Source organism: Kitasatospora sp. NPDC096140 (assembly GCF_040303045.1).
GTDB lineage: Bacteria > Actinomycetota > Actinomycetes > Streptomycetales > Streptomycetaceae > Kitasatospora.
In genome coordinates this window covers 1-7,449 of sequence record NZ_JBEOUW010000096.1, presented here as the reverse complement: position 1 = coordinate 7,449, position 7,449 = coordinate 1, and the positions used below count along the sequence as shown (strand labels likewise).

Below are 7,449 nucleotides of genomic sequence, written 5' to 3'. Positions count from 1 at the left end.
TCCCGAGCCCCCCGCCCGGGGGGCCGACGCCCCCTCCCCCCCCCCCGCTCCCCCCCCCGTAAACCCGGGGGTGGGGCCCACCCCGCTCGCCCCCCCACCCACGGTTCGGCGTTTCCGGGGCCGGACGGACGGGCGGCGCCGGCCGGTGACGGGGAGCCGATATGGGCGCGCTATAGCCGGGTGCCGGACGGTGGTCCGAATCCCACCGGGTGGCCCGCCCGGACCCCGGAGCGTGGGCCCGGTGACCGGCCCCTGGGAGCCCGTCCATGTCGCCCGACCAGCAGGACCGGCCGTTGCCGGCCGACCAGCAGTACCGGCCGTTGTCGGCCGGCCAGCAGTACCGGCCGTTGTCGGCCGGCCAGCAGATGATCTGGACCGCGCACCGCGTGGCCCCGCAGAGCAGCGCCTACGTCATCGCCGTCGCGCTGCGGATCCGCGGCGAGCTGCGCACCGACGCGCTCGCCACCGCCGTCGACGCCCTGGTGGCCCGGCACGAACTGCTCGGCTCGGTCGTCGTCGAGGACGCCGGCCGGCCCCGGTTCGCACCCGCCCCCGACACCGGACGGGTCCTGCGGGTCGAGGACCTGCCCGAGGAGGGCGAGGCGGCCTTCCTCGCCGCCGTCCGCGACCGCTGCCGGGAGGGATTCGGACCGGCCGAGGAGCCGATGGTCCGGGTGACGGTGCTGCGCCGGCCCGGGCAGGAGGCCGCGCTGGTCCTCACCGCGCACCACATGATCAGCGACTACGCCTCCCAACACGTGATGCTGCGCGAGCTGTTGGAGGACCACCACGCACTCCTCGCCACCGGCGCCCCGCTGCCGCGGCCCGCCGCCTTCCCGTACCGGACGTACGTCGCCGAGGAGCGCGGGCTGCCGGGCACCCCCGCCGCCGAGCGGGCCGAGAGGCACTGGCGGTCGGTGTGCGAGGGCTCCGAACCGATCGGGCTGGCGCTGGACCGCCCGCGCCCCGCGGTGCCCGGATACCGCGGCGGAACCGTCGAACTCGACCTCACCGAGCGCGAGTTCGCCGGGATCAGGGAGCGGGCGGCACTGGCCGGCACGATCCCGTTCGGCTACCTGCTCGGGCTCTTCCAGGCCGCCCTGTACCGCTACACCGGCCGCCGGGACTTCCTGATCGGTGTCCCGGTGTCGCAGCGGCGCCGACGCGCCGACGCCGTCGGGTACTTCGCCAGCACCGTGCCGCTGCGGGCCCGCTTCACCCCCGGCACCACCGTGCGCGACGCGGTGCAGTCGGTCGGGCGCCAGCTCGGCGAGGCCCGGGTGCACGCCCGCCGCCCCGTGACCCCGCCGCTGCGGGTCGCCCTCACCATGATCACCACGGACCGGCAGCTGCCGGTGCTCGACCACGTGCCGGCCGGCACGCCGTACGGGCCGGAGCGCGAGTACCTCGGGCTGCGGATCAGCCGGATCGGGATCAGCCAGCAGGAGGGCCAACTCGACCTGGTGGTGCGGCTGGAGGAGAGCGGTGGCGCGCTCAAGGCGGTGTTCGCCTACGACGGGGACCTCCTCGACCGCGCCACCGTGCAGCGGATCGCCGACTACTTCGGGCGGCTGCTCGACCGGGCCGCCGTGGACACCCGGATCGACGACATCCGGCTCGCCGACCGCACCGACCTGGCCGACCTGCTCGCCCTCGGCCAGGGTTGAGTGCCACCGGCCAGGGTTGAGTGCCCCCGCAGGGCGTCGCCGCGGGCGCGCGGGGGCCTATAGGTCGGGTATAGCGCGGCGACGGAGGCTGGGGGAGTGCGGACGGTGGCGGCGGGACAACCGCCCCCCGGTCGCCGCGCGGCGCCGCCCCCGTGAGCAGACGCCGGGGGCGGACACCGGGGCCCGGAACCACGCCCGGACCTCGTACGAACCCACGAAGGGGACACCGTGGCCGAATCTGGGCCCAGAGGGATTCTCTCCACGATCGGGAACACTCCGCTGGTACAGCTGGACCGCCTGCTCCCGGGGTTTCGCGGCAGGGTCCACGCCAAGCTGGAGCGCTTCAACCCGGGTGGCAGCATCAAGGACCGCTCCGCGTACAGCATGGTGCGGGCCAAACTGGCCTCCGGCGAACTGCAGCCGGGGCGTTCGGTGGTCGTCGAATCGAGTTCGGGAAACCTGGCGATCGGGCTGGCGCAGGTCTGCCGCTACTACGGCCTGCGCTTCATCTGCGTCGTGGACGCCAAGACGACGGAGCAGAACCTCGCGATCCTGCGCGCCCTGCAGGCCGAGGTCGAGGTGGTCACCGAGGCCGACCCGGCCACCGGCGAGTACCTCCCGATGCGCCTGCGCCGGGTCCGCGAGCTGGTCGCCGCCCTGCCCGACGCGTTCTCGCCGAACCAGTACGCCAACCCACTCAACCCGTCCGCCCACTACGAGACCATGCGGGAGATCGCCGAGGCGCTCGACGGCCGGGTGGACTACGTGTTCTGCCCCACCAGCACCACCGGCACCCTGCTCGGCTGCCGCGCCTACATCGCCGACCAGGGACTGGACACCCGGCTGGTCGCGGTCGACGCCGTCGGCAGCGTGCTGTACGGCCGCGGCGACGGCCGCCGGCGGCTCATCCCGGGCCACGGCGCCTCGGTGCGCCCGCCGCTGCTCGACCCGACCGCACCCGACCACGTCGTCCACGTGAGCGACCTCGACTGCGTGGTCGGCTGCCGACGGCTCGGCCAGCGCGAGGCGATCCTCGGCGGCGGCTCCTCCGGAGCGACCGTCGCCGCCCTGGACAAGCTGGCGCCGACCCTGCCCGACGACGCGGTCTGCGTCCTGGTCTTCCCGGACGGCGGCGACCGCTATCTGGACACCATCTACTCCGACAGCTGGGTGCACGAGCACTTCGGGGAAGTGACCCACCTGTGGAAGGAATCCCGGGAAGGGGTGCCACAGCCTTGCTGATCCTTCGACACGACGACGTCCGGCGGATCCTGGACGGCCGGACGGCCGAGCTGATCGACCTGGTCGCCGAGGCCTACCGGGCGCACCACGAGGGCCGTTCCTCGTTGCCGCACTCGGTCTTCCTCCGCTTCCCGGAGCAGCCGGCCGACCGGGTCATCGGACTGCCCGGCTACCTGGGCGGGGAACGGCCCGTCGCCGGGATGAAGTGGATCGCCTCGTTCCCCGGGAACCTCGCGGCCGGCCTGGCCCGGGCCAGTGCCGTCATGGTGCTGAACTCGCCGGCCACCGGCCACCCCGAGGCGCTCGTCGAGGCCTCGCTGATCTCCGCCCGGCGCACCGCGGCCAGTGCCGCGCTCGCCGCGGGCCTGCTGCTGCCCGACGGCGGCGCCGGCACCACCGGCGTCACCCTGGTCGGCACCGGGGTGATCAACGGCGAGGTCCTGGCCGCCCTGCGCGTCCGGCTGCCGGACCTCGCCGAGGTGACCGTCCACGACCGCGACCCGGAGCGGGCCGAGCGGTTCGCCCGGGTCACCGCCGACGAGACCGGCCTCAAGGTCGGCCGGGAGGACAGCCTGCCGGCCGCACTCGCCGCGCACGGCCTGGTCTCCTTCGCCACCACGGCCGGCGAACCGTACGTCGACCCGGCCGACGTGCCGGCCGGCTCCACCGTGCTGCACGTCTCGCTGCGCGACCTGCACCCGGAGACCGTTCTGGGCAGCCGCAACGTCGTCGACGACGCGGACCACGTGTGCCGGGAGCGCACATCGCTGCACCTCACCGAACAGCGCGTCGGGAACCGGGAGTTCATCGAGGCGGAGATCGGCGCCCTGATCGGCCCGGACGCCGCCCCGTTCGTCCGGGACCGCGAGCAGACCGTGGTGTTCTCGCCGTTCGGCCTGGGCGTGCTCGACCTCGCGCTCGCCGACTTCGTCCGGCACGAGGCCCGCCGCCAGGGCCTCGGCCTGACCGTGGACGGCTTCCTGCCGCAGCACGACTGACCCACCGACAGCAGTCCGACACCGGCGGCCGGCGGGCCGCCGCGACGAGAGGAGGCCACGATGGCCGACGAAGCGAACGACCGGGTCCACCTCGTGGTGCACAACGACGAGGAGCAGTACTCGATCTGGTGGGCCGAGCGCGAGGTGCCGGCCGGCTGGTACCGCGAGGGCACCGAGGGCACCCGGGCCGAGTGCCTGGCCCGGATCGAGGAGGTCTGGACGGACATGCGGCCGCTGAGCCTGCGCCGCCGGATGGAGCAGGCCGGCGCGGTCTGACCGCGGACGAGCCCGCCCCCCGGGCCCCGGGCCGGTCCGCCGGCCTGGGGCCCCGCCGTCGAAGTCCGCCGTCGAGCTCCGTCTTCGAACCCAGCCGTCGAGCTCCGCCGTCGAGCTCCGCATCAGAACTCCCGCCTGCGAACTCCCTTCTGCGGGCGACGAACCACCCGCCGCGAGGCGATCGAGCATCCGCGCACAGAGCCCAGGAGTAGTGGTGACATCCCAGCTGAGGCCCCAGAAGTCGACCGCGGCCCGGCCCTCGGCCGGGCACGTGCTGCCCGGCCTGTTCGCCGAGCAGGCCCGCCGCACCCCCGATGCGATCGCCGTCGAGACCGCCGACGAGCGGATCGACTACCGCACCCTCGACCGGAGGGCGGACGCCCTCGCGGCCCGCCTCGCCGCGCGCGGGATCGGCGCCGGCGCGCTGGTCGCCGTGTGCCTGCCGCGCGGCGCCGACGTGGTGAGCGCGCTGCTCGCCGTCTGGCGGGTCGGCGCGACGTACGTCCCGCTCGACCCCGCCCACCCCCGCGAGCGGCTGGCCTGGCTGCTGGAGGCCACCGCGGCGCCGCTGGTCCTGACCGACCGGGCCACCCGGGCCGTCCTGCCGCAGGACGCCCCGGCCGGCTGCCTGGACGAGGACTGGCCGACCGACGGCGGCGCCACCCCGGTCGCGCCGTTCCCCGTCGAGCCGCTCGACGCCGCCTACGTCATCTTCACCTCCGGCTCGACCGGCCGCCCCAAGGGCGTGGTGGTGCCGCACGAGGGCATCGCCAACCGGGTCGGCTGGACGGTCCGCCGCCACGGGCTCGGCCCGGGCGACCGGATCCTGCAGAAGACGACGCTCAGCTTCGACGCGGCGGGCTGGGAGATCTTCGCGCCGCTGGTCAGCGGGGCGACCGTGGTGATGGCGCCGCCCGGCACCGAACGCGACCCCGCGCTGATGGTCGCCACCGTCGCCGAGCAGCGGATCACCGTGCTCCAGGTCGTCCCCTCGGTGCTGCGGCTGCTCACCGAGCAGCCCGGGTGGGAACGCCTCGACTCGCTGCGGCTGCTGTTCTGCGCCGGCGAGCCGCTGCGCGCCGAACTGCTCCGCAAGCTCCCCGCCGGGCTGACCGACGGCGTGTGGAACACCTACGGCCCCACCGAGTGCTCGATCGACGTCACCGCCCAGGAGGTCGACCTCGACCAGGCGGACGGCCCGGTGCCGATCGGCCGGCCGATCGAGGGCATGCGGGTGCTGGTGCTGGACACCGCCGGTGAGCCGGTGCCGATCGGCGTCCCCGGCGAGCTGTACGCGGGCGGCCCCGGCGTCGCCCTGGGCTACCTGAACCGTCCCGACCTGACCGCCGAGCGCTTCGTCCCGGACCCGTACGGCCCGCCCGGCGGCCGGCTGTACCGCACCGGCGACCTGGTGCGCTGGCGCGCCGACCGGACCCTGGAGTACCTGGGCCGGCTCGACCAGCAGACCAAGGTCAACGGCGTCCGGATCGAGCCCGGCGAGATCGAGGCGGCCCTCGCCACCCACCCCGGCCTGCACGCGGCCGCCGTCACCGTCGCCACCGGCCCGGACGGCGCCGTCCGCCTGGTCGCCCACGTCCGTCCGCAGGCCGAGCGGATCACGTCGGCCGAGCTGCGGACCTTCCTGCGCGACCGGCTGCCCGAGGCCATGGTCCCCGCGCTGTACCGCAGCGTCGAGCAGTTCCCGCTCACTCCCAGCGGCAAGACCGACCGCCGGGCACTGGCCGCCGAGGCCGCCGCCGACATCGCCCGGCCCGCGTTCGTCCTCCCGGCCGGAGCGGCCGAGCGGGCCGTCGCCGAGGCCTGGGCCGCGCTGCTGCCCGCCGAGGCGATCGGCCGCGACGACGACTTCTTCCAACTCGGCGGCTCCTCCATCCTGTTCACCCGGCTGCTGGCCCTGCTGCGGGAGCGCTCGGAGCGCGAGATCGACCTGCGCGAGCTCTTCACCGCCACGACCGTGCGCCGGCAGGCCCTCCTGCTCGCCCCCGACGGCGGCCGGCACACCGCGATCACCCCGGTGCCCCGCACCGGGCCGCTGCCGCTCTCGCCCGCCCAGCAGCGCTTCTGGTTCCTCGACCGGATGGACCCGGGCAGCTCCGAGTGGGTCACCCCGCTGCTGGTGCGGCTGCCCGCCGGCGTCACCGAGGAGCGGCTGCGCGCCGCCCTGTCCGCGCTCGCCGGCCGGCACGAGATCCTGCGCACCCGCTACCTCACCGTGGACGGCGAGCCCCGCCAACTGGCCGACCTGCCGGCCGAGGCCCCGCTGACCGTCCGGGAGACCGGAGCGGACGGCGTCGCGGCCCTGCTCGCCGAGCGGCTGGCCGAGGGGTTCGACCTGGAGCACGGCCCGGTCTGGCGCGCCCTGCTGCTGAAGCCGGCCGGACAGGACCCGCTCCTGGTGGTGACGATCCATCACATCGCCTCGGACGGCCGGAGCTCGGTCGTGCTGGAACGCGATCTGCTGGACCTCTGCGCCGGCCGTGAACCGGCCGAACAAACCGTCCAGTACGCGGACTTCGCCGCCTGGCAGAACCAGCGGCTGACCCCGGAGCTGGTCCGGCCGCAACTGGACTTCTGGCGGGAGCGGCTGGCCGGGCTGGAGCCGCTGGAGCTGCCCGCCGACCGGCCCCGGCCGGCGGTGCGCGACTCCCGCGGCGGTGTGGTCGAGTTCAGCGTGCCGGAGGACCTCACCGGCCGCCTGCGCGCCCTCAGCCGCCGACGCGGGACCACCCCGTTCATGACCCTGCTGGCCGCCTACGCGGTGGCGCTCGCCCGGCACACCGGCCGGGAGGACATCGCGGTCGGCACCCCCGTCCTCGGGCGCAGCCGCCCCGAGGCCGCCGACGTGGTGGGCTGCTTCCTCAACAACCTGGTGCTCCGCTGCGACCTCGCCGGCGACCCGACCTTCGAGGAACTGCTGGACCGCGTCCGGGAGACCTCGCTGGCCGCCCTCGCCCACCAGGACCTGCCGTTCGAGCGCCTGGTCGAGGAGCTGAGCCCCGAGCGCGACACCTCGCGCACCCCGCTCCACCAGGTCGCCTTCGACTTCCAGGACGAGGGTGCCACCGGCACCGCCCTGGACGACGCGGACCTCGCGGCGCTCGCCGCGGGGTGGCGGGTCGCCAAGACCGACCTGACGCTGTTCGTCCAGCACACCGTGGGTGGTGGGTTGCGGGGGCAGGTGGAGTTTGCCTCCGCCTTGTTCGATCGGGTGTCGGTGGAGGGGTTTGCGGGTCGGTTCGTGCGGT

General features: G+C 75.1%; 5 protein-coding genes. All 5 read left to right on the top strand.

Annotated elements, in window-relative coordinates; genetic code table 11:
• The first annotated feature begins 266 nt into the window (after positions 1-266).
• A complete protein-coding gene (locus ABT048_RS41365) occupies positions 267-1,667 on the top strand; it encodes a condensation domain-containing protein (protein ID WP_350526815.1) in 1,401 nt (466 codons plus the stop codon).
• A 228-nt stretch (positions 1,668-1,895) separates the two neighbouring features.
• The gene (gene sbnA / locus ABT048_RS41360) at positions 1,896-2,909 is read left to right on the top strand and encodes a 2,3-diaminopropionate biosynthesis protein SbnA (protein ID WP_350526814.1); all 1,014 of its coding nucleotides are present in this window, start codon (positions 1,896-1,898) and stop codon (positions 2,907-2,909) included.
• On the top strand, positions 2,903-3,907 hold the full coding sequence (gene sbnB / locus ABT048_RS41355; protein ID WP_350526813.1) for a 2,3-diaminopropionate biosynthesis protein SbnB: 1,005 nt from the start codon (positions 2,903-2,905) through the stop codon (positions 3,905-3,907). The genes sbnA and sbnB overlap by 7 nt, the downstream gene beginning before the upstream one ends.
• A 60-nt stretch (positions 3,908-3,967) precedes the next feature.
• Positions 3,968-4,183 carry an MbtH family protein gene (locus tag ABT048_RS41350; RefSeq protein WP_350526812.1) on the top strand — a complete coding sequence of 72 codons (216 nt, stop codon included), beginning with the start codon at positions 3,968-3,970 and terminating at the stop codon, positions 4,181-4,183.
• Positions 4,184-4,397: 214 nt separating this feature from the next.
• Positions 4,398-7,449: non-ribosomal peptide synthetase (locus tag ABT048_RS41345; protein WP_350526811.1), on the top strand; the 3,052-nt coding region annotated here is incomplete at its 3' end.

Bases quoted from the DNA above. Each gene is read 5' to 3' on its own strand.
- ABT048_RS41350 (WP_350526812.1), top strand. From the start codon at position 3,968: ATGGCCGACGAAGCGAACGACCGGGTCCACCTCGTGGTGCACAACGAC.
- ABT048_RS41365 (WP_350526815.1), top strand. From the start codon at position 267: ATGTCGCCCGACCAGCAGGACCGGCCGTTGCCGGCCGACCAGCAGTAC.